Annotated in this window: 16 protein-coding genes and 1 pseudogene; 9 read left to right on the forward strand and 8 right to left on the reverse strand. The window is 69.4% G+C overall.

Annotated elements, in window-relative coordinates:
- The first annotated feature begins 23 nt into the window (after window positions 1-23).
- Window positions 24-1232, forward strand: coding sequence for a Gfo/Idh/MocA family protein (locus JJ691_RS13910; protein WP_211769192.1), 1209 nt, complete (start codon window positions 24-26; stop codon window positions 1230-1232).
- The gene (locus JJ691_RS13915; RefSeq protein ID WP_211769193.1) at window positions 1220-2404 is read left to right on the forward strand and encodes an MFS transporter; all 1185 of its coding nucleotides are present in this window, start codon (window positions 1220-1222) and stop codon (window positions 2402-2404) included. Before JJ691_RS13910 ends, JJ691_RS13915 begins: the two co-directional genes overlap by 13 nt.
- Here the strand turns inward: JJ691_RS13915 and JJ691_RS13920 are convergent.
- Window positions 2385-2999, reverse strand: a complete 615-nt coding sequence (locus JJ691_RS13920; protein ID WP_211769194.1) for an imine reductase family protein — start codon at window positions 2997-2999, stop codon at window positions 2385-2387. The two genes, JJ691_RS13915 and JJ691_RS13920, sit on opposite strands and share 20 nt — an antisense overlap.
- Window positions 2990-3229, reverse strand: a complete 240-nt coding sequence (locus tag JJ691_RS13925; protein WP_211769195.1) for an NAD(P)-binding domain-containing protein — start codon at window positions 3227-3229, stop codon at window positions 2990-2992. Before JJ691_RS13925 ends, JJ691_RS13920 begins: the two co-directional genes overlap by 10 nt.
- 73 nt (window positions 3230-3302) lie before the next feature.
- On the opposite strand from JJ691_RS13925, the gene JJ691_RS13930 reads away from it, so the two are divergent.
- Window positions 3303-3593 (forward strand): ArsR/SmtB family transcription factor, encoded by a 291-nt coding sequence (locus JJ691_RS13930; RefSeq protein WP_211771462.1) that lies wholly within the window; start codon window positions 3303-3305, stop codon window positions 3591-3593.
- 84 nt (window positions 3594-3677) lie between these two features.
- Here the strand turns inward: JJ691_RS13930 and JJ691_RS13935 are convergent, their stop codons facing one another.
- Together JJ691_RS13935 and JJ691_RS13940 are read right to left on the reverse strand one after the other, a co-directional pair.
- Window positions 3678-6179 carry a glutaminase domain-containing protein gene (locus tag JJ691_RS13935; RefSeq protein WP_249227901.1) on the reverse strand — a complete coding sequence of 834 codons (2502 nt, stop codon included), beginning with the start codon at window positions 6177-6179 and terminating at the stop codon, window positions 3678-3680.
- Window positions 6180-6216: 37 nt separating this feature from the next.
- Complete coding sequence (locus tag JJ691_RS13940) at window positions 6217-8529, reverse strand: ricin-type beta-trefoil lectin domain protein (RefSeq protein ID WP_249227902.1); 2313 nt, start codon at window positions 8527-8529, stop codon at window positions 6217-6219.
- 176 nt (window positions 8530-8705) lie between these two features.
- Between JJ691_RS13940 and JJ691_RS13945 the strand changes: the two genes are divergently transcribed.
- Window positions 8706-11099 (forward strand): alpha-L-rhamnosidase-related protein, encoded by a 2394-nt coding sequence (locus tag JJ691_RS13945; RefSeq protein ID WP_249227903.1) that lies wholly within the window; start codon window positions 8706-8708, stop codon window positions 11097-11099.
- Between the two features lie 21 nt (window positions 11100-11120).
- Here the strand turns inward: JJ691_RS13945 and JJ691_RS13950 are convergent, their stop codons facing one another.
- Window positions 11121-11771, reverse strand: coding sequence for an HAD family hydrolase (locus JJ691_RS13950; protein WP_211769198.1), 651 nt, complete (start codon window positions 11769-11771; stop codon window positions 11121-11123).
- 22 nt (window positions 11772-11793) lie between these two features.
- Here JJ691_RS13950 and JJ691_RS13955 point away from each other — a divergent pair, with 22 nt between their 5' ends.
- Entirely contained in the window at window positions 11794-13347 is a 1554-nt protein-coding gene (locus tag JJ691_RS13955) for a phytoene desaturase family protein (RefSeq protein WP_211769199.1), read from the forward strand.
- On the opposite strand, the gene JJ691_RS13960 is transcribed toward JJ691_RS13955, so the two are convergent.
- Complete coding sequence (locus JJ691_RS13960; protein WP_211769200.1) at window positions 13344-14741, reverse strand: trypsin-like serine protease; 1398 nt, start codon at window positions 14739-14741, stop codon at window positions 13344-13346. The two genes, JJ691_RS13955 and JJ691_RS13960, sit on opposite strands and share 4 nt — an antisense overlap.
- Before the next feature lie 36 nt (window positions 14742-14777).
- Window positions 14778-15581, reverse strand: a complete 804-nt coding sequence (locus tag JJ691_RS13965; RefSeq protein ID WP_211769201.1) for a helix-turn-helix domain-containing protein — start codon at window positions 15579-15581, stop codon at window positions 14778-14780.
- 101 nt (window positions 15582-15682) lie between these two features.
- On the opposite strand from JJ691_RS13965, the gene JJ691_RS13970 reads away from it, so the two are divergent.
- Entirely contained in the window at window positions 15683-16600 is a 918-nt protein-coding gene (locus tag JJ691_RS13970; protein ID WP_211769202.1) for an SDR family NAD(P)-dependent oxidoreductase, read from the forward strand.
- On the opposite strand, the gene JJ691_RS13975 is transcribed toward JJ691_RS13970, so the two are convergent.
- Window positions 16578-17195 carry an alpha-ketoglutarate-dependent dioxygenase AlkB family protein gene (locus JJ691_RS13975; RefSeq protein WP_211769203.1) on the reverse strand — a complete coding sequence of 206 codons (618 nt, stop codon included), beginning with the start codon at window positions 17193-17195 and terminating at the stop codon, window positions 16578-16580. The genes JJ691_RS13970 and JJ691_RS13975 overlap by 23 nt on opposite strands.
- A 205-nt stretch (window positions 17196-17400) precedes the next feature.
- Between JJ691_RS13975 and JJ691_RS13980 the strand changes: the two genes are divergently transcribed.
- From JJ691_RS13980 to JJ691_RS52250, 3 genes and pseudogenes are all read left to right on the forward strand, one after another.
- The gene (locus JJ691_RS13980; RefSeq protein WP_211769204.1) at window positions 17401-17925 is read left to right on the forward strand and encodes a hypothetical protein; all 525 of its coding nucleotides are present in this window, start codon (window positions 17401-17403) and stop codon (window positions 17923-17925) included.
- 392 nt (window positions 17926-18317) lie between these two features.
- Window positions 18318-18605, forward strand: a pseudogene (locus tag JJ691_RS53350) (TniQ family protein); the annotation flags it as partial.
- 91 nt (window positions 18606-18696) lie between these two features.
- Complete coding sequence (locus tag JJ691_RS52250) at window positions 18697-19035, forward strand: hypothetical protein (RefSeq protein ID WP_249227905.1); 339 nt, start codon at window positions 18697-18699, stop codon at window positions 19033-19035.
- The last annotated feature ends 113 nt before the right edge of the window (window positions 19036-19148 follow it).

Here is a 19148-nt window from a genome sequence, read left to right on the forward strand (position 1 = left end):
CACGACGCGAGGAGGGACCAGCGATGTTCTCCCTGGGTTTTGTCGGCGCCGGCCAGTTCGCCGGGCAGTTCGCGCGACTGTGGCGGCTGCATCCCGGCGTCGGCGACATCCTGGCCACCGACCTGCTGCCGGAGCGGGCCGCACGCCTGGTCGCCGAGCAGGATCTCGCCGGGACTGTGCCGTCGTTCGAGGCCATGCTCGACTCGGACGTCGACGCGGTGGCGATCTTCACCCAGCGCTGGACCCACGGCCCGCTGGTCGTCCAGGCCCTGCGCGCCGGCAAGCACGTCTACTCAGCCGTGCCGATGGCCGTGACGGAAGCGGAGATCGCGGCCATCATCGACGCGGTCCGCGACACCGGCCTGACGTACATGATGGGCGAGACCAGCTACTACAACCCGGCTACCGTCTACGCCCGCGACCAGGCCGCCAAGGGGGCGTTCGGGCGGCTGTTCTACGCCGAGGGCGACTACGTGCACGACATGGACCTCGGCTTTTACGACGCGTACCGGTACAGCGGCGGCGAGAACTGGAAGTCCACCGCGAGCTATCCCCCGCTGCTGTACCCGACCCATGCGATCGGCGGCGTGCTCGGGGCGTGGCCCACGCACGCGGTCAGCGTGTCGGCGGTCGGTGTGCGCGACGACCGGGGCGACGGCGTGTTCGACAAGGCGATCAGCCAGTTCGGCAACGACTTCTCCAACTGCACCGCGCTGTTCGAGCTCGCCGACGGCGGGGCGTTGCGCACCAACGAGTTCCGGCGCGTCGGCTATCCCTCGCACCTGCGCGAGTCCCGATTCCGGTTCTTCGGCACCGACGGCAGCCTGGAGCAGCTGGCGACGGTCAGCCTGTGGCAGAACCGCGACGGCGTCCAGGACGTCACCGAGCACCTGCAACCTCTATCCACAATGGACCCTTCAGATCCGTCGCTGGCCCACGTCGCCCCGGCCCTGCGCGACGCGTTCACGTCCGGTTCGGCGCCCGTGCACGACCGCTCGCGACTGCCGGCGGAGTTCGCCACCGTGGCCAACGGACACGAGGGCAGCCACCATTTCCTGGCCGACGACTTCGTGACCGCGGTGAACACCGGCTCGTTGCCGCCGGTCAACGCCTGGGTAGCCGCCCGCTACACACTGCCCGGCATCATCGCCCACCAGTCCGCACTGGAGGGTGGCGCGCGGTTGGCCATTCCCGACTTCGGCACCTCTGAAGGAGAGTCTTGTCCACAGTAGACACGGTGCGGCCGTCCGCGCTGCGGGTCACGTTCGCCTCGCCGCTGTACCGGGGAGCGACCGTGGCGTTGTTCCTCTCCGGTCTGGGCATGTCGGCGGCGGCGCCGCAGATCGCACTGTTCCTCGTCAACGACCTGCACGTGCCGTTGACGACCGCGGGTCTGTATTACCTGACCAACCTCACCGCCCCGGTGGCCGGTTATCTCATCGGGGCGCGGTCGGACCGAACCGGCCGGCGGCTCGGGCTGTTCCGGCTGTGTGCGGTGGCCGGCTCCCTTGGCTGGCTGGGCATCGCCGTCTCCACGCAGGCGTGGATGCCGTTCGTCATCAACGCCCTGGTGCTCGGCTTCGCCGGCGCGGCCGGCTCGCAACTGTTCGCCGCCATCCATGACAACCTACGCGGCAGCGCGGTGAGCGATGACGTGGTGTCGACCGTGCGAATGGCCCTGACCGCCGGCTGGGTCGTCGGCCCGGTCGCGGGCTCCTTCCTGGCCACGGCCATCGGCCCTCGGGCGATGCTGGCCGCGACCGCACTGTGCACCCTCGCCCAGATCCTGCCCCTGGGCTTCCAGCGCACACCCGCCGCGCCCGTGCCAGCGCGACGCGAACACGTCGTCCGGCTGCGGATCATGTTGCCGCTGCTCACTTTCACCGGCCTGTTCGTGCTCGTCTACGCCGGCGAGCCCATCAAGTACGCCTACCTCCCCATCTACATGCAGGACCAGCTGCACCTGCCAGCCGCCGTCACCGGCGGGGTCATCGGCCTCCAGCCGTTGACCGAACTGCTCCTCATGCCCCTGGCCGTGATCGTGGCCCGACGCATCGGCGCCCTGCGGCTGATGGTCCTTGGCGCCGCGTTCGGCGTCTGCGCGAACCTCTGCTTCGCCCTCACCGGCACCGTGGCCGGCATGTTCGCCGGCCAGCTGCTCATGGGCTGCGTCTGGGGCGTCTTCGCCGCCCTCGGCATCATCGTCGCCCAACGCCTGCTCCCCCACGCCGTCGCCACCGCCTCGGCGATCTTCATGTCCTCCACCGCCTTCTCCAGCGCCCTCGGCGGCCTCACCGGCAGCGCCGGCGTGAGCATCCTCGGCCTGCCCCTGGTGTTCCTCGCCCCTGCCCTCTACGGCCTCGTCGCGACGGTGGGGCTCGCCGTCATGAGCCGGTCGAACTGAGCACGTCCGCCAAGCGAGCCAGACCGTCGGCACCGTGGCCGGCGTCGATGGCGCGGCGCACGAGGTCCAGGCCGACGTGCAGGGCCCGGGCGTCGATGCCGTGTCCCTCGGTGGTTTCCGTGATGTGGTCAAGGCTGGCCTCCGCGGAGGCGATGGTCGAGGTCGTGCCCGGGAACTCGCCCTTGTCGAGCTGGGCGGCGAATCCGGCGACCATACCCGGCAGCAGACTGGTCATGGCCTGACCGTACGGGGCGAGTTCGGCGCCGGTGATGCCCTCGGCGCGGGCCAGGGCCAGGCCGTGCACGATGCCGCTGACGGACTGCCAGAACATGTCCAGCAGCGCGATGTCGAAAGCGGCGGCGCGGCCGGGATCCTCCCCGAGGTAGCGGGCGGTGCCACCGAGCGTCGCGAGGGTGTCGGCCCACTTCTCGTACAGGGACTGCGATCCGCTGTAGAGCACCAGCGCGGCCGGCGTGCCGATGCTCGGCGACGGCGACATGATCGCCCCGGCCAGCAGGTCGATGCCCCGCTCGGCGGCCCAGGCCGCCCGCGCCCGAGCCTGCGCGGGCGTGCCGGAGGTCAGGTTCACCACCATGTGCCCCCGCCGATCGGCTCCAACACCGCCTGCAACGCCGCCTCGCCGCGTACGCAGACGATGGTCAGCTCACTCCCCTCGACCGCCGCGGCCGGCGTCGCCGCCCGGACCGCACCGGCCGGCGTAGGCGTCGTCGCGCTACGGCTCCACACCGTCGTCGGCCGGCCGTTGGCGACAAAGGCGCTGGCCAGCGCCTGGCCCATCGGTCCGAGCCCGAGCACAGTGATCACGGTTCCCCCTGGTTTGACGGTTTGAAGTTCATCCAACCATAGAACCGGCTGCTAGCGTTGTCGAGTGCGTTCGATGGCCCACCCCGCGACGGCCGACATCAGCCTGGCCGCGGTCATGCACGCCCTGTCCGACCCGGCTCGGCTGGCCATCGTGGGCCAGTTGGCCGCGATCGACGGCGAGCCGTGCGGGGACGTCGACCTCGACCTGCACAAGTCGACGATCTCCCACCACTACCGGGTGCTGCGCGAAGCCGGCCTCACACTGACCACAGTGGAGGGTCGCACCCGCGTTGTCCGGCTCCGCCGCGACGACCTCGAAACCCGCTTCCCCGGCCTGCTCACCGCCGTCCTCAACGCCCTGTGAACCGGCGAGTCCCGCTCTCGGGCACCTGAAAGTCGAGTTCCAGAACTCGACACATGGTTGCCTGAGAGCGGGACTCGCGGAGGATCAGACCAGGCGCCAGAGGTGGTCCTCGGTGCCGTTGTCGGTCCACTGGGTGACCTGGGCGGAGTCGGCCATGGACTGGTCCTGCACGGCCAGCACCTTGCCGCTGTGCACGTTGACGATCTTGGACCAGCCGTCGCCGTTGTCGGCGATCCGCCAGAGGTGGTCCGGGGTGCCGTTGTCGACGTACTGCTGAACGTGGGCCCCGTCGTCGAGGGACTGGATGTGCACGGCGAGCACCTTGCCGCTGTGCCGGTTGACGATGCGGTACACGCCGGGGCTGTCGGGCACGAGAGCCCACAGGTGGTCGGGCGTGCCGTTGTCGGCGTACTGGGTGACCTCGGCGCTGTTGGCGGTGGACTGGTCCTGCACGGCCAGCAGCTTGCCGCTGTGCTTGTTCTGGATCCGAACCCATTGCGTGACACCGGCCTGCTGAGCCGGCAGCAGGGCGAGGAAGCCGCCGGCGACGGGCCGGGCCATGAAGCCCACGACGCTGCCGTCGGCCACCCGGTACCAGTCGGAGAAGGGAACCCGGCCGGAGGTGGTGTTGGCGAAGTTGTAGACGCCGTTGATCAGCGCGTCCCGCACGGGCCGGTCACGAAGCCAAGCTGCGGTCCATATCTCCCAGTCCGCCTTGGTGTAGTCGTTGCGGGGATCCAGCAGCACGCCGTTGGCGCGGGCGTTGGCCTGGTAGAAAGCGGCTTCCTGGGCGTGCACGGCCTCGGGCACCAGGTCCAGGCCCAGCAGCTCGTCGGGATAGCCGTTGTACTTGAGGCTCCACGTGTTGTTCTGGTCGTACGCCATCTTCAGGTGCGTGCCGGACGGGTCCTGCGCGAGGTCGAACCACTGGCTGATGTAAGACCGGGCCACCGACAGGTAGTGGTCGGCTTCGCCTGCGTTGCCCAGGAAGCGGGAGATCAGGCTCATCGCGCCGATGCCGACGATGCCCTTCAGCGCCAGGTTGGCGCTGTGCGCGATGAAGCCGGTGAAGTCGTCGGTCTGGTTCTGGTAGCCGGGATCCAGCGCGTTGCCGACGAGATAGTCGGCCCACTGCTTGAGGATGGTGTAGTGGGCCTGGGCGAACGACTGCGCGTCGAGGGCGGGCAGGTGCTGGGTCAGGGCGGCGGCCATGATCAGCATGTTGGCCGACTCCTCGACCGGCATGTCCTCCTCGTCGCCGTCGTTGTGGCCGGTGGCGTTGGGGTAGTGGGTGCCGAGGTCGTGCTCGGCGAACGTCTTCGGCCAGCCGCCGCGCTCGGCGTAGTCGAACAGCGGCTCCAGCAGCAGCCGCAGGTAGGCCGGGCTCAGGTAGAGGAAGCCGGGGAACGCAGGATAGATCACGTCGACGGTGCACATGTTGCCGTTGGAGGAGATCTCCTTCAGCATCGCCCACGGGGATCCGTTGCGGTTCACCAGTTCCGTGCCGGCCATGAACTGCCGGACGGCCAGCGCGCAGATCCCCGCGTAGTTGGCGCCGGCGGCGTTCAGGGCATCCTGCTGGAGTGTGTTGTCCAGCGTGATGGCCCGGGACAGGGCGGTCGGCCGGTCGGCGACGAACCAGTCCACCATGGACTGCCAGGTGGACCAGTAGTGCGTCCACCATGGATTCAAGGCATTGCCGAGGTAGCTGACGACGGGCGTGCGGATGTGGCCGAGCACGGCCGTGAACTCGGCCGCGGTGGAGCCGACGGAGCCGAGGTCGGCGTTGAGACCGAGCACCGGCCACCGGTCGTTGATCCGCCGCGGCATGTCCGTGTCGATGGTCCCGGGCAGAGTCCCGTTGGCGGCGTTGCCACGGACCACGGTGTCCTGGCCGATCTGCCACGTCAGGCCGCTGCGGTTGACGCCGGCCAGCACCGTGGTGCCCCACGAGGCCTGATCATTGTTCTCCGCCAACGGTTGTGGTGCGGCCGGCGTGAACGTGAGGGCGGTCGTCGACCCGGTCTGCTGCTTGAACCAGGTCACCTGCTGGTTGTTGTCGCCGTGCGCCCACTCGGCCGAGATGTCCAGGTAGACGCTGACCTGATGGGCATTGCCGTCGGCGCTGGCCGCGGCGACGGTGACGTAGCTGAGCGGAATCGACTGCCGTTGCAGGTCGGTGGCCTCGACCGGCGAGAAGAACGTCACGGTCAGCGTGACACCGCCGCCGGCGAGGGTGTAGATCGACCGGGTCGCGGTGACCTGCAAGGAAGTCTGCGTCAGCTGCGGCAGGGACGGCTGTCCCGGCGCGCCGGCGAAAACGTAGGCCGCGCCGTCGATTCGGACGATGCCGCAGATGGCGGCGGTGCGGCCGTTCCAGAAGCTCGACCAGTTGCCGGGCAGGTTGTCGGCGGCCTGCCAGGCCGACAGGTACGGCGACCGGACCGCCAGTGGCGTGGCCGGCGGACGCAGCGGTGACAGCGTGCCGGCCGACGCCGCCTCCGCGACGCCGGGCACGGTCATCATCGGCACCGCGCCCGCCGCCGCGAGCAGGCCGGCGAGTCTCAGCGCCGAGCGCCTAGACATGTTTTCCATTGTCCCCCTCTGGTTCACGTGCACAGTGTCAGGCAGCCGGCAGTTGCCAGCGCTGGTTGGCGCCGCCGTTGCAGTCCCATATCTCCAGCTGGGTGCCGTCAGTGGTGGAGAAAGCCGGATCGTCCAGGCATTTCCCGGACTGGGTGCTGCGCAGGCTGCCGTCGGAGGCCTGCGTCCACTGCTGGTTGGCGCCGCCGTTGCAGTCCCACAGCTCGACGAGCGTCCCGTTGGCGGTGCCCTGACCGGTGACGTCCATGCACTGCCCCGAGTTCACGAGCGTTCCATTTCGGACGGTCCAGGTCTGGGCGGCCGAGCTGTCGCAGCCGGCCAGCACGACCTTGGCGCCGGCCTGCGCGCATTTGCCGGCCATGCCGGAGGTGATCGGGCCGGAGCGGGCGGGGGAGCCGGTGCCGGGTGTGATGGCCAGGTTGTCGAACTGGTCGGTGGCGTAGCCGACGACGCCGATGCCGGCCTGGCCGTTGGTCCAGCGGCTGTCGGTAGCCGAGCCGGCCGCCTTGCCGTCGACGGAACCGGTGATGGTCGTGCCCTGGAACGTGACGGAGAGCGTGTGCCAGGCGTTGGTCGCCAGCGCGGTGGTGGTTCCGCTGGCCAGCGTGGTCAACGTCCCGGTGGTGTCGCCAGAGACGATCGACCACGCGCCCGTGTCACTCACCCGGAAATAGTAGGCGTTTTGGTGGGATTGCGGCCGGGATTGGGCATTTGCCCGACCCATCAGCTCGACCGTCCCGGCACTGGCCAGCCGGACGTCGGCCGACACCGTGTAGTTGCCCCAGTCCTGGTCGCCGAGCAGGGAGAACGCGTCGGAGTCGTCCTGCCATTCGATCGGCCGAACGGGGGCCATCTGGGTCAGGCACCTGCCGCCGCGGCCGACGCACGGCTGCGCCTCGTACGAGCCCTGCATGTCCGAGAGGTACTTGGCTTCCGTGCCGTTGGCGTAGCCGTCGAAGTTGTCGCTGTACGGGAGGGCCAAGCCGTGCTCGGCAGGGCTGGCCGCACTGCCCTTGCCCTGGCCGACAGTCGTCGAGATGGTGTACACGGTGTTCGGCTGGAGGGTCAGCGAGTAGCTGGATCCACTGAGGTCGCCGCTGTGCTGGAAGTCCGGGCCGTCACCGAGGCTGGTGCTCCACACGTGGGCGGTGCTCGTGTTGAGGCCGCCGGTGATGTTCAGGCTGACCTGCTGCGCGTCGGTCGCCGTGGACGTCTCGATGATGGTGCTGTAGTCGCGGCCGTCGGTGAGGGTGACGTAGCTGCCGCTGGTGCCGAGGTAGCCGCTGGCGGTGTCGATGAAGTGCCAGCCGGGCTTGGTGAACTGCGTGACCTGGGCCGTCGCCCACGTGCTCTTGCCCAGGCTGTACGCCCCGGACCACGGCGACGGCGCGACCGCCAGACCGACCGTGGCGTACGGCAGGTTCGGGTAGATCGCCGCCAGCAGCGGCCAGTTCAGGTAGGCGGTCATCTTCGCGTCGAGATAGCCGCGGGTGATGGAGCGGATCAGCGCCGCCGTGCCGGTGTTGATGTCCTGCGAGCCGTTCTCGCTGGCCCACAGCTGCTTGCCGGTGGCCAGGGCGTTCGAGGTCGTGCTGCACGAGATGGCGTCGCCGCCGTCGCCGCCACGGCACGGGTAGTGCGCGCCGACGATGTCCACCGACTTGGCGAAGGTCGGGTCGGCCACCATGTCGTCGGCGATCTCCCAGCCGGAGTCCGCGCCGACCACCTTGACGCCGCTGTAGCCCTTGGCCGCCAGGGTGTTGTGCAGGTTCTCGTACCAGCTCTTGTTGTAGCCACGCTCGTTCCAGCCGCCAAGGAAGTTGATCGCCAGCCCGTGCTGCTTGGCGCAGCCGAGCCAGGTCATCAGGTAGTCGACCATGTCCTGGGACCAGAAGTTCCCGCCGCCGATCCAGCCCGGGGCGGCCCAGGCCAGGCCGTACAGCTCGATGTTCGGGTTGCGGGCCTTGGCCTGCCCGGCCAGCCACCACTCGTAGCCGCCGTCGCAGTTCACGACGCCCTTGGCGTGCTCGATGCTCGGCTCGGAGCCATCGGTGGAGTTGGCGTCGCCGCCGATCTCCAACTTGAGCACCTGGAGGTCGGCGCCGTAGCCCGGTTTGAACAGGTAGTCCAGGATCTGGCCGCGCTGCGGCTCGGGATAGTCGATCAGCAGCCGGGAGTTGCCGCCACCGCCGCTGATCGCGCCGATGCCGTCGAAGGTGCGGCCGCCGTGCGTGCCGTCGACGGTGATCGTGGTCGCCGCGTTGGCGGTGACCGGCTCGGCTAACGCCAGCACCGTTACCGCGGCGAACAGCATCGCCCACAACCTGGACATGGGTCTCCCCATTCATCCTGGCACCGTGGCGGCGGTGCGGTGACAACGTTGTCAAACCTCACGCACCCTTCATGCTGCCCGGTCACGACCGGCTGGACAAGGGTCGCGCATTGACATCTTCCCTACACTGATCGCCGTTAATGAAACGATTCAAAGACGGATCGGAGCGCCCTGACGTGAGACTCCCCCGCCGAGAGTTACCCGCCCGCGCCACAACCACGCGGGCCCTGGCCCTCGTCGCCGCCCTGCTCGGCGCGACCCTCCTGCCCGCCACCGCCACCGCGACGCCGTCCTGGCAGCAGTACGTCGTCAGCCCGACCAGCGCCGACGTGCACCCGACCCGGGTGCTCTCGACCACCGGCGACGTCACCAACCCCAACGGACTGCTCGGCACCGGCGTCACCACGCTGCGCCGACCCGCCCCCACCGCCAAACCGACCTGGCCGGCCGCCACCACCGCCGCCGCGTCCAGCTTCCACGCCCCCAACAACGGAAACGACGGCCAGCCCCGCACCTACGACCCGGGCAACGCCATCGACGGCAACACCGACACGTTCTGGAACGACGACACCATTGCCGCCTACCCGGACGTTCTCACCATCACCACGCCGTCGGCGGTCACCGAGCCCGGGCTGACGCTCCAGTTCAACGCCGACGGCGTGCCCCAGGACTTCACCGTGCAGGCGGCCGACGGCACCACGGTCGCCACCGTCGCCGGCAACACGAAAACCCAGCTGGCGGTGCCGTTCACCGCACCCGTGACGACGACTCAGTTCCGTGTCACCGTCACCCGCGACCAGGCCACTGACAAGGGCGAGTTCACCCGGATCAACGAGGTGTGGCCGGGTCTGGTCGCCGACCCGGTGACGCCGTCGGTGGTCGTCGACTTCGGCAAGGTGGTCGTCGGCTATCCGGTGCTGCGCTTCACCGGGGCCTCAGCCAACCACCCCGGCCTGCGGCTCGCCTTCTCGGAGAGCACGCAGTTCCTGGGTGACCGCTCGGACTTCAGCCGCTCGGACTTCGCCGGCGGCCCGGGCACCGACCAGCACGCGGTGCCGACCGGGTCGAGCGTCTGGACCGACACCAAGTCCTGTCTGCCCGACGGCAAGGTCTGCGCCGACGGCCTGCGCGGCTTCCGGTACGTCAAGATCAGCCTCGACGCGCTGGCCGCCGACGCGCCCGACGCCCAGCCGTCCGGGCAGGTCGACATCGACGGGGTTTCCTTGGACTACACCGGTTTCCTCGGTTCCTACACCGGCTGGTTCGAGTCGTCCGACCAGCAGCTCAACCGCTACTGGTACGACGCGGCGTACACCAACGAGCTGGTGATCGACACCTTCCGCCCCACCGACGTCGAGCCGCGCGGCGCGGACAGCCCTTCGCTGGACGGGAAACTGGTGCTGCACGACGGGGCCAAGCGCGACCGCGACCCGTACGTCGGCGACATCGCCGTCTCGGGGCTGACCACGTACCTCACCCACGACGCCGGCATCGCCGCCCGCAACGTGCTGGCCGACCTCGCCGACCACCAGCGGGTCGACGGCTGGATCCCGCCGGCGTCCATCAACAACTACACGCTGCCGCTGTTCGACTATCCACTGTGGTGGGTCGTGTCGAGCTGGGAGTACGTGCTCTACACCGGGGATTCCGGCTATGGCGCGAAGTACTACCCCAACCTGGTCAAGGCCCTCGACGGCTGGTACCCGTCGATGACCGACGCCCACGGCCTGCTCTCCCGGCCCAGCGGCTACGGCGACTACGCCTTCATCTCCCGTGACGGCGAGGTCACCTACTACAACGCCCTCTACGTGCTGGGTCTGCAGGACGCCGCCCAGCTGGCGAAGTCGTTGGGCCACAACGATGACGCCGCTCGGTGGACGCAGCGGGCCCAGTCCGTGGCCGCCGCCGTGAACACCAATCTCTGGGATGCCAACTCCGGGGCCTATCTCGACGTCGTCGGCCAGACCCGGCACGGCCAGGACGGCAACAGCCTCGCCGTGCTCACCGGCATCGCCGACGCCGGCAAGGCGTCGCAGGCGTTGGCCCACCTGGCCGGCACCGCGCTCCCCTACGGAAATCCCTTCTTCGACAACAGTTCCACCGTGTACGCCTTCACCTCCTACCCCGAGATCGACGCCCGATTCCGCACCGGCCGGGCCGACTCCGCCATCGAGGAGATCAAGCGCCTCTACGGCTGGATGGCCGGCCACGATCCCGGCATCACCGACTGGGAGGGCATCGGCGCCGGCGGCTCGCTCTACGAGGGCGCCTACACCTCCGCCGCCCACGGCTGGTCCACCGGCGTCGTCCCGGCCCTGACCAACGACCTGCTCGGCGTCACCCCGACCACCCCCGGCTTCGCCACCTGGACCGTCACCCCGCATCCCGGTTCCGTGGCATGGGCCCGCGGCCAGTTGCCCACGCCCCACGGGCCGCTTTCTGTTAGCTGGCAACAGGTCAACGGCTCGGTGGCCGTGACCGTGACTGCCCCGCCGGGCACCCACGGCACCGTCACCCTCGGCGGCCGCACCTTCAACGCCGGCCCCGGCACCCACACCTTCCGACCCTGATCTGTTCCTGGGGCTGGGCTGCTAGGCGATGCCCAGCCCCAGGATCAGGGCGATGGCCTCCGTCGGATTCGACACCGTGCGCGTGGGCGCGGGTTCGGCGGCCGGCCAGGGGCGGTCGTGGTGGAGCCAGATGGTGCGCAGGCCGGCGGCGTGACCGCCAACAATGTCCGCAGTGCTGTCCCCAACCATCCAGCCGTCGGCGCCGGGCTTACCCCCGGCCCGGGCGGCGGCTATCTCGAACAGCCGGACATCCGGCTTCCACACGTCCTCCGCGCCGGAGATCGCCCAGCCGTCGACGCGCTCGGCGATGCCGGTGCTGACCAGGGTGTTGGTCTGCACCACCTGGTAGCCGTTGGTGACCACGCCGAGGCGCCAGCCGGCCGACCGCAGCCGTTCGAGACCGCCGAGCACGCCGTCGTAGACCGGGATCAGCGTCGGCTGCCATTCGCTGTACTGGCGGAAGAGCTCCTCGAAGGACTCGGCCAGCCCGTAGCGCTCGCGGACCCGGCCGAAGAACTCCTCCTTGGCCACCCGTCCATCGCCGTCCGCCTCGACCAGCCAGTCCGCCTCGGCCAGGTCCAGCCCGTGGTCGGCGCAGAACTCGACCGCCCAGGCCCGCAGGCCGGCGGCGCGGTCAGCGAGGGTACCGTCAAGATCGAAGAGAGCCAGCACGCCGTTGATCCTAAGATGAGGCGTGGACTTCGATGGCGTGGTTTTCGGGGCTGGGCACAACGGGCTGGTCGCCGCGAACCTGCTGGCCGACGCCGGGTGGCGGGTGCTGGTGCTGGAGGCGGCCGACCATCCGGGCGGGGCCGTGCACAGCGCGGAGGTGACCGCGCCGGGCTTCGTGACCGACCTGTGCAGCTCCTCGTTTCCGATGGCGGTGGCGTCGCCGGTGTTCGAAGGGCTGTGCCTGGAGCGGCACGGGCTGCGCTGGCGACACGCGCCGGGCGTGCTGGCCCACGTGCTGCCGGACGGGCGGGGCGTCCTGCTGTCCCGGGACGTCGAACGGACCATGGCGTCGGTGGCGGAGTTCGCACCGCGGGATGCCGAGGCTTGGCAGGGCATGTACGACCAGTGGCGACAGGTCCGAACTCCCTTGCTGCAGGCGCTGTTCCGACCGTTCCCGCCAATCAAGGCGGCCGGAAAGCTGCTGCGGGCAACGGGTTCCGCCGAGGCGCTGCGACTGGCCCGGATGCTGACGTTGTCGGCCCGGACGCTGGCCGAGGAGCGGTTCGACGGCGCGGGGGCACGACTTCTGTTGAACGGCAACGCAATGCACGCCGACGCCGGCATCGACAGCGCCGGCAGCGGAGTGTTCGCCTGGCTACTGGCGATGATCGGCCAGGACCAGGGCTATCCGGTGGCCGAGGGCGGCGCTGGGGCCTTGACCGATGCCCTGGTCCGGCGACTGGAATCCCTTGGCGGGCAAGTGGAATGCGGCCGCCGGGTCACTGAGGTCCTGGTCGCCCGGGGAACGGCCGTCGGCGTGCGGGACCACGAGGGCAACGCCATCCGGGCCACACAGGCCGTGCTCGCGGACGTGCCAGCGCCACGGCTGTACGGGAACCTCGTTGCCGCGCACCATCTTCCACCCCGACTGCTGGACGATCTGAAGCGGTTCCGGCTGGATCCGGCCACGGTCAAGGTGAACTGGGCCCTGTCCGGCCCGATCCCCTGGACGGCAGGGGAAGCATCGGGGGCCGGAGTCGTGCATCTCGGCGGCGACCTGGCCACCATGTCCGGCACGTGCGCGGCGCTGGCGATGGGCCGCACCCCGCAGAACCCGTTCCTGTTGCTGGGCCAGACCACCACCGCCGACCCGTCCCGCTCCCCGGCCGGCACCGAGTCCGTGTGGGCGTACACCCATGTGCCACAGGGGCAACGCTGGTCCGCCGACCGGCTGTCCTGGTTCGTCGACAAGATCCAGCACATCGTCGAGCGGCACGCTCCCGGCTTCGCCGACCTGATCGTCGCCCGGCATGTGCAGGGCCCGGACGACTTCGACGGCACCGTCAACGGCGGCACCGCGGCCATCGGCCAGCAACTCGTGTTCCGGCCCGTGCCGGGGCTCGGCCGGGCGGACACCCCGATCGACCGCCTCTACCTGGCCGGCTCCTCCGCGCATCCCGGCGGCGGCGTGCACGGCGGCCCCGGCGGCAACGCGGCGCGGGCCGCGCTGGCCCGCGCCGCGTGGGGCGTCGCCTACAGGTCGGTAGTCGGCGCCGCCAACCGCCTCGTGTACTAGCCGTTCGGGGTGGTGATCACCTGGAAGTGCGCGCCCTGGCCGCCGCTGTACTCGTTGATGTCCTCCATGATCACGCCGATCGGCGAGTAGTTGTTGGCCTCGCCGGCGTAGCACGGCCCGGTGCGGTCCTGGCCGGGCAGATTGCCCTCCAGGATGCCCAGCGCGGAGCTGTCGACCTGGCTGAACAGCGGGCCGCCGCTGTCGCCGGGCCGCGCGCAGATGTCGGTGTTGATGCCGACGTCGGTGGAGGTCACCTGGCCGCAGCGGGTGCCGGGCAGGTAGTCGAAGCCGGCCCCGCTGTCCACGGCGTCCGGGTAGTTTCCCTTGTTCGAGGCCGAACCGTCGGCGCAGACCACCCAGCCGGCCTTGATGTCGGCCAGCTGGTGGATGCCGGTGATCGGCTGGTTGGCCGACTGCGCCGCCGGCCCGGCGCAGTTCTGCGAGGAGTCGGCGCCACCGGGACGGCAGTACAGCAGCACCTCGTTGTGCGGGGACTGGTTGTTCAGCCAGGTGTCCGCGGTGCCCTGGTCGACGTACTGCACGAACGAGTAGTCGTACGGGTAGGTGTGCTTCTCCGGCCCGTGCTGGTTGAGGATCGGCGTGGTGTTGTGCTGGGTCGGCACGTTGTTCGTCTTGCCGTTCGAGCAGTGCCCGGCGGTCAGCACCCAGGCGGTGTTGTCCGGGAAGCCGCCGCCGTTGGAGCGCACGTTGAAACCGGCGGTGCAGCCGCCCATGGTGCCGTTGTCCCGGGTGTAGTCCAGCCGCAGGCCGCCGCGCATCGGGCCGTGGTTGGTGCAGAACAGCGGATGGCAGTAGCCCCAGTCCACCGGGCCGGACAGCGGCTTCGGCGTCGGCAGGTCCTTCACGACCACCATGCTTGCCTGAGCCGCCAAGGCTTTCGGCGCGGCGGCGGCCGGCGTGCGCCGCCACAGCACGACGTTGTTGGTCTGCTGGTCCACCGCGGCCAGGTAGTCGGCGTCCGGCCCGGCGTCGAGCTGGTTGCGAACCTTGCTCAGCTCAGCCAGAGAATGTTGCACGGTGCGGGTCCGCACCTGCCCGCCGTCCGGAAACTGTTGCAGGAACGGCTTGATCGCCGCCGGGTCGGTGGCGTCGACCGTGAGCACGCCGCCGTGCTGCTGGTCGATGGCCATGCCGCCGTAACTGGCCGATGCCTTGGCCCGCAACGTGGTGTCCAACTGCGCAGCGTCCAACTGCAACTGCAGCCGGCGCAGCGCCTCGGGCTGGCTGACGCCGTAGGCCTGCTCCAGGTAGCCGACGGACGCGGCCACCTTGGCCGGGTCCAGCGTGGATCTGTCGACGGCCGCGTCCACGTTCGACGCGACCAGTGCCGGTAGGGCGACCGCGACCGCCGCGGCCCACACCAAAAGACGCACATCTCCCCCTTCGTCTGCTGACGACCGGGGAAGACTCTACAGCGACCGCAACAGGTTCAGCGCCTGAGCGGATGGACTGCCCGACTCGGCGTGGAAGACCACCAGCAGCTGCTGGGTGCCGCTGACGCCGAGCTTCTCGTACCACAAGTCCAGTTCGCCCACTATCGGGTGGATCAGGTACGACTTGCCGCTGGTGCGCCGCCCCACGTCGTGACGGGCCCACAGGCGGCGGAACTCCTCGCTGCGCACCGACAGATCGCCGACCAGCTCAGCCAGGGCCGGGTCGTCCACGTCCGGTCCGACCAGCGCGCGCAGCCCGGCCACGACACTGGTGATGGTCTTGTCCCAGTCCCGCCGGTGCATGGCCCGCACGGACGGGTTGAGGAACGCCTCCCGCAGCAGGTTCACGCCCTCGCGGTAGGTCGGCGACAGCGCGGTGGCCATCGGGTTGGCCACCAGCACGTCCTGGAGCCGGCCCTGCACGAACGCCGGCGTGTCGGTCCACGACATCACCAGCCGCCGGATGCCCTCGCCGACTTTCTCCGCCTTACGGGCCGGCCGCCGCCGGGCGACCGGTCGGGCCAGGTCGTGCAGGTACGCCGTGGCCTCCGAGTCCAGTTGCAATGCCCGTGCGATGGCCTCCAGCACCTGCTCCGACGGGTTCTGATCGCGCCCCTGTTCCAGCCGCAGGTAGTAGTCGCTGCTGATGCCGGCCAACAGCGCCAGCTCCTCGCGGCGCAGCCCCGGCACCCGACGCCGCCCCTGGTCGGGCAGGCCGACGTCCTCCGGACGCAGCAGTTCGCGGCGAGCCCGCAGGTACTCGCCGAGTCGCGTGTCCATGGTCCCAGGTTAGGACGGCTCGCGCCGGTTATCGTGTCCCTGGTGGTACCAGGATTCCCGGAGCACTGGCTGACCTATGTGGACGGACGTCTACTGGTGCCATGACACGTGTCACGACTCCGTTCGGATTCTCCAGCACCGCCGACGAGGTGGCCGCCGGCATCGACCTGACCGGCCGCCGCGCGATCGTCACCGGCGGCTCGTCCGGCATCGGCGTCGAGACGGCCCGCACGCTGGCCACCGCCGGCGCCGAGGTCACGCTGGCCGTCCGCGATGTCGATGCCGGCAAGCGCACCGCCGCCGACATCGGCGGCGACGTGCGGGTGGCGCACCTCGACCTGGCCGACCGCCGCACCATCGCCGACTTCGTCGCCGGCTGGGACGGCCCGCTGCACATCCTGGTCAACAACGCCGGCGTGATGGCGATGCCCCTGGCCCGCACGCCGGAGGGGTGGGAGATGCAGTTCGCCACCAACCACATCGGGCACTTCGCACTGGCCACCGGCCTGCACCCGGCGCTCAAGGCCGCCGGCGACGCCCGGGTGGTGGCCCTGAGCTCCGCGGCCAACAAGCGGTCCCCGGTGATCTTCGACGACCTGCACTTCGCGCTGCGGCCCTACGAGGAGTGGTCCGCCTACGGCCAGTCGAAGTCCGCCAACGTGCTGTTCGCCGTCGAGGCCGCGAAGCGCTGGGCCGCCGACGGCATCACCGTCAACGCCGTGATGCCGGGCGCGATCTCCACCAACCTCCAGCGCCACGTCGGCGGCCAGCTGCGCAGCGGCAGCTACGAGTGGAAGACCACCCAGCAGGGCGCGGCCACCTCCGTGCTGCTCGCCGTCTCACCCCTGCTGGCCGGCGTCAGCGGCCGCTACTTCGAGGACTGCAACGAGGCCGAGACTCTGCACGCCGACAACGGCTCCGCCCTGCACGGCGTCGCCGCCTGGGCCCTGGACCCAGCCAACGCCTCGCGGCTGTGGGACGTCACCGAGCAGCTGCTCAGTGCACACCCAGTGGCCTGAACTGCACGCTGATGCGGGGACCGACCGGCCGGGCCGTCTTCGGCACCGAGTGCTCCCAGGTGCGCTGGCACGTGCCGCCCATGACGATCAGGTCGCCGTGGCCCAGCATGTGCCGCACACTCTCGCCGCCGCCCTTGGGCCGCAACAGAAGCGCCCTCGGCGCCCCCAGCGAGACGATCGCCACCATCGTCCGCTCGGTCAGGCGGCCGCTGTTGTCCCCGTGCCAGGCCACACTGTCATGGCCATCGCGGTAGTAGCACATGCCCGCCGTCCGGAACGACTCCCCCAGCTCCGCCCCGTAGTGCTCGGTCAGCGCCTCCCGGGCCTGGTCGAGCACTGGGTCGGGCAGTGGCACGTTCTCCCGGTAGAAGCACACCAGCCGGGGCACGTCCACGATCCGGTCGTACATCTGGCGCCGCTCCGCGTACCAGGGCACATGCCCCACCAGCCGCTCGAACAGCACGTCCGCCCCGGTCAGCCAGCCCGGCCGCACGTCGATCCACGCCCCGTCGCCCAGCTCCGTGCGCCGTACCCCCGCCAGCCGCCCCAGCGTCGGCGCCTCCGCCTGGTCGAACAGTGATCCCTGCAACGCCATACCGTAGACAATATCGAACATGCGTTCGAACCGCTAGTCAGGGGTTCGTCGCCGCTGAGCGAAGCCATTTCTGTGACGGTCAGGCTATCTGTCACATGCCGGAGCTATCTGTCACCAAGATCGACTAGATGCTCCGCCCGGCGATATGTGTCCTGTTCGGATGAACCTTGCGTGGTTCGGGTCTAGGTTGTGGGGCCAGGAAGGGGTGGACGAGACCCACAACCTGAACCTCGCCACCCGGTCTGGAGCAGAAGTCTCCGACCAGCTCAAGCACTTCGCCGAACAGCAGCCGGTGACCTCCGCCTATGTCGGGATTGAGGTCGAAGCGCAGGGCCTGTTTGCCGGGGTCCGCGGCCGGCAGATCGCTGGACGGTTCACGCTGATCAGCTCCTCGTCGTTCGCCTACGGCACCGCCGAGCAGCGCGCGGCCTGGCAGCCGCTGGTCGCGACGCTGGAGTCGCTGCTGCGCCTGCACCGCCACCAGCCCGGCACGCTGGACCGGCTGGCCGATTACCTCTACGAGCGCACCGACGGCATGATCGGCAGCCTCTCCCAGCTGATCGGGGGCGCGGCGATCCTCGCGGCGGAGACGAGGAGCAAGTCACCCGCACGCTGCTGGACCTGGTTCCGGTCGACTTCGCGGCCACCCGCGGCACCCCCAGGCGGAGCAAGCGCGCAACCATCGCGACCACGGACCCCACCTGCGCGAGCGTCTCCGGATGATCGCTAAACCGTTGATCAGCGACTGGACGCACCCCGTCCGGGGTGTCTCCGACCACGGTGTTCTTGCCGGCATCGAGGAGATACCAGCAGGACGGCACGCAAATGACGAGTATCCCTCAGCCCCGCCGCAGCTGCCGGTATTGCGGAGTCCCGCTTGCGAGTGACGCCGACTACAGCAAAGCGGTGTGTTCGAGAAGCTGCGACTTACGCGCTTATCGGGTTCGTCAACACGAGTTGAAGGCTTTACGGAAGGATCCTGACACTCGACGGCGCTATCGGGTCTGCGACCAGGAGATCGTCAACGTTGGCGAGTTGCGGTCCGATGCCTCGTACTGCTCGGGAGCATGCCGTACGACGGCGTACCGCGACCGTAAAACGGGGCATGCCCCGCCGCCGCTCATGGCGCGACCAGACGTCAGGCCTCTTCCCATTCCCGTCAAGCCAGTCAACCATGAAACGCTCTTTTCCTACATCCGGCGTCTGACCAACGCCAATGACATTCCCGACCGCGATCTGCTTCGGCACCTACAGAACAGCCGCGGACATCATCGAAAGGTCGACGTTGACCGTCTCGCGGCAGCCACCGGACGACCCACGCGTGCCTTGCGGCTTGCCTTGCCGGAACTGCGGAACGTCTACGAACAGCGCCTCGCGGCACGATCCGGCCACGAGGTTGATCTGTTGACCCTCCAGATCCGGCCCGCATGCCGTCGCTGCACGGCCAGCCATGATCGGGAGTGGCGTCGGCGGCCCCGCACGGCAACTCGACATCTCGCGCATGCCGGAGATCGTTGGCGCGCAGCGCCGGCATCTCAATCTTCTTCGTCGCCACAGACGTCGGCAGGTCACCGCGGCTCACGCCGAAGCCTCGGAAATATGCCGGCGCCGACAGGAATGCCGCGACCATCAGCAGCACATCCAACGACGGATACGCACCTTCACAACGGACAGATTGCACGATGATGCCACTCCGCCTAACGTTGTGCATGCCGCGGCCTATCCCGAGATAGTCGACCTAAACAGCCTCCTCGCTGCCGACTACTGGCGCGCCTACTTGCAGGATCCGCCGATGATGACGAACGCCACAAATTCCCACCAGAAAGCCAGGAAGATTTGACACCCCTACCGATTTCACAGCACTGACGATCCAATGGAACGCTGGATGTTCAAGTAGCGGCGAACGACGATCGACGCCCACACCATCGAATGGTGGTAACTAACACACGAGGA

This window comes from Kutzneria sp. CA-103260 (assembly GCF_018263855.1).
In the GTDB taxonomy this organism is placed as follows: Bacteria; Actinomycetota; Actinomycetes; order Mycobacteriales; family Pseudonocardiaceae; genus Kutzneria.

Bases quoted from the DNA above. Each gene is read 5' to 3' on its own strand.
- JJ691_RS13970 (WP_211769202.1), top strand. From the start codon at position 15,683: ATGACACGTGTCACGACTCCGTTCGGATTCTCCAGCACCGCCGACGAG.
- JJ691_RS13975 (WP_211769203.1), bottom strand. From the start codon at position 17,195: ATGGCGTTGCAGGGATCACTGTTCGACCAGGCGGAGGCGCCGACGCTG.
- JJ691_RS13940 (WP_249227902.1), bottom strand. From the start codon at position 8,529: ATGTCCAGGTTGTGGGCGATGCTGTTCGCCGCGGTAACGGTGCTGGCG.
- JJ691_RS52250 (WP_249227905.1), top strand. From the start codon at position 18,697: ATGCCGGAGATCGTTGGCGCGCAGCGCCGGCATCTCAATCTTCTTCGT.
- JJ691_RS13965 (WP_211769201.1), bottom strand. From the start codon at position 15,581: ATGGACACGCGACTCGGCGAGTACCTGCGGGCTCGCCGCGAACTGCTG.
- JJ691_RS13930 (WP_211771462.1), top strand. From the start codon at position 3,303: ATGGCCCACCCCGCGACGGCCGACATCAGCCTGGCCGCGGTCATGCAC.
- JJ691_RS13935 (WP_249227901.1), bottom strand. From the start codon at position 6,179: ATGTCTAGGCGCTCGGCGCTGAGACTCGCCGGCCTGCTCGCGGCGGCG.
- JJ691_RS13920 (WP_211769194.1), bottom strand. From the start codon at position 2,999: ATGGTGGTGAACCTGACCTCCGGCACGCCCGCGCAGGCTCGGGCGCGG.
- JJ691_RS13910 (WP_211769192.1), top strand. From the start codon at position 24: ATGTTCTCCCTGGGTTTTGTCGGCGCCGGCCAGTTCGCCGGGCAGTTC.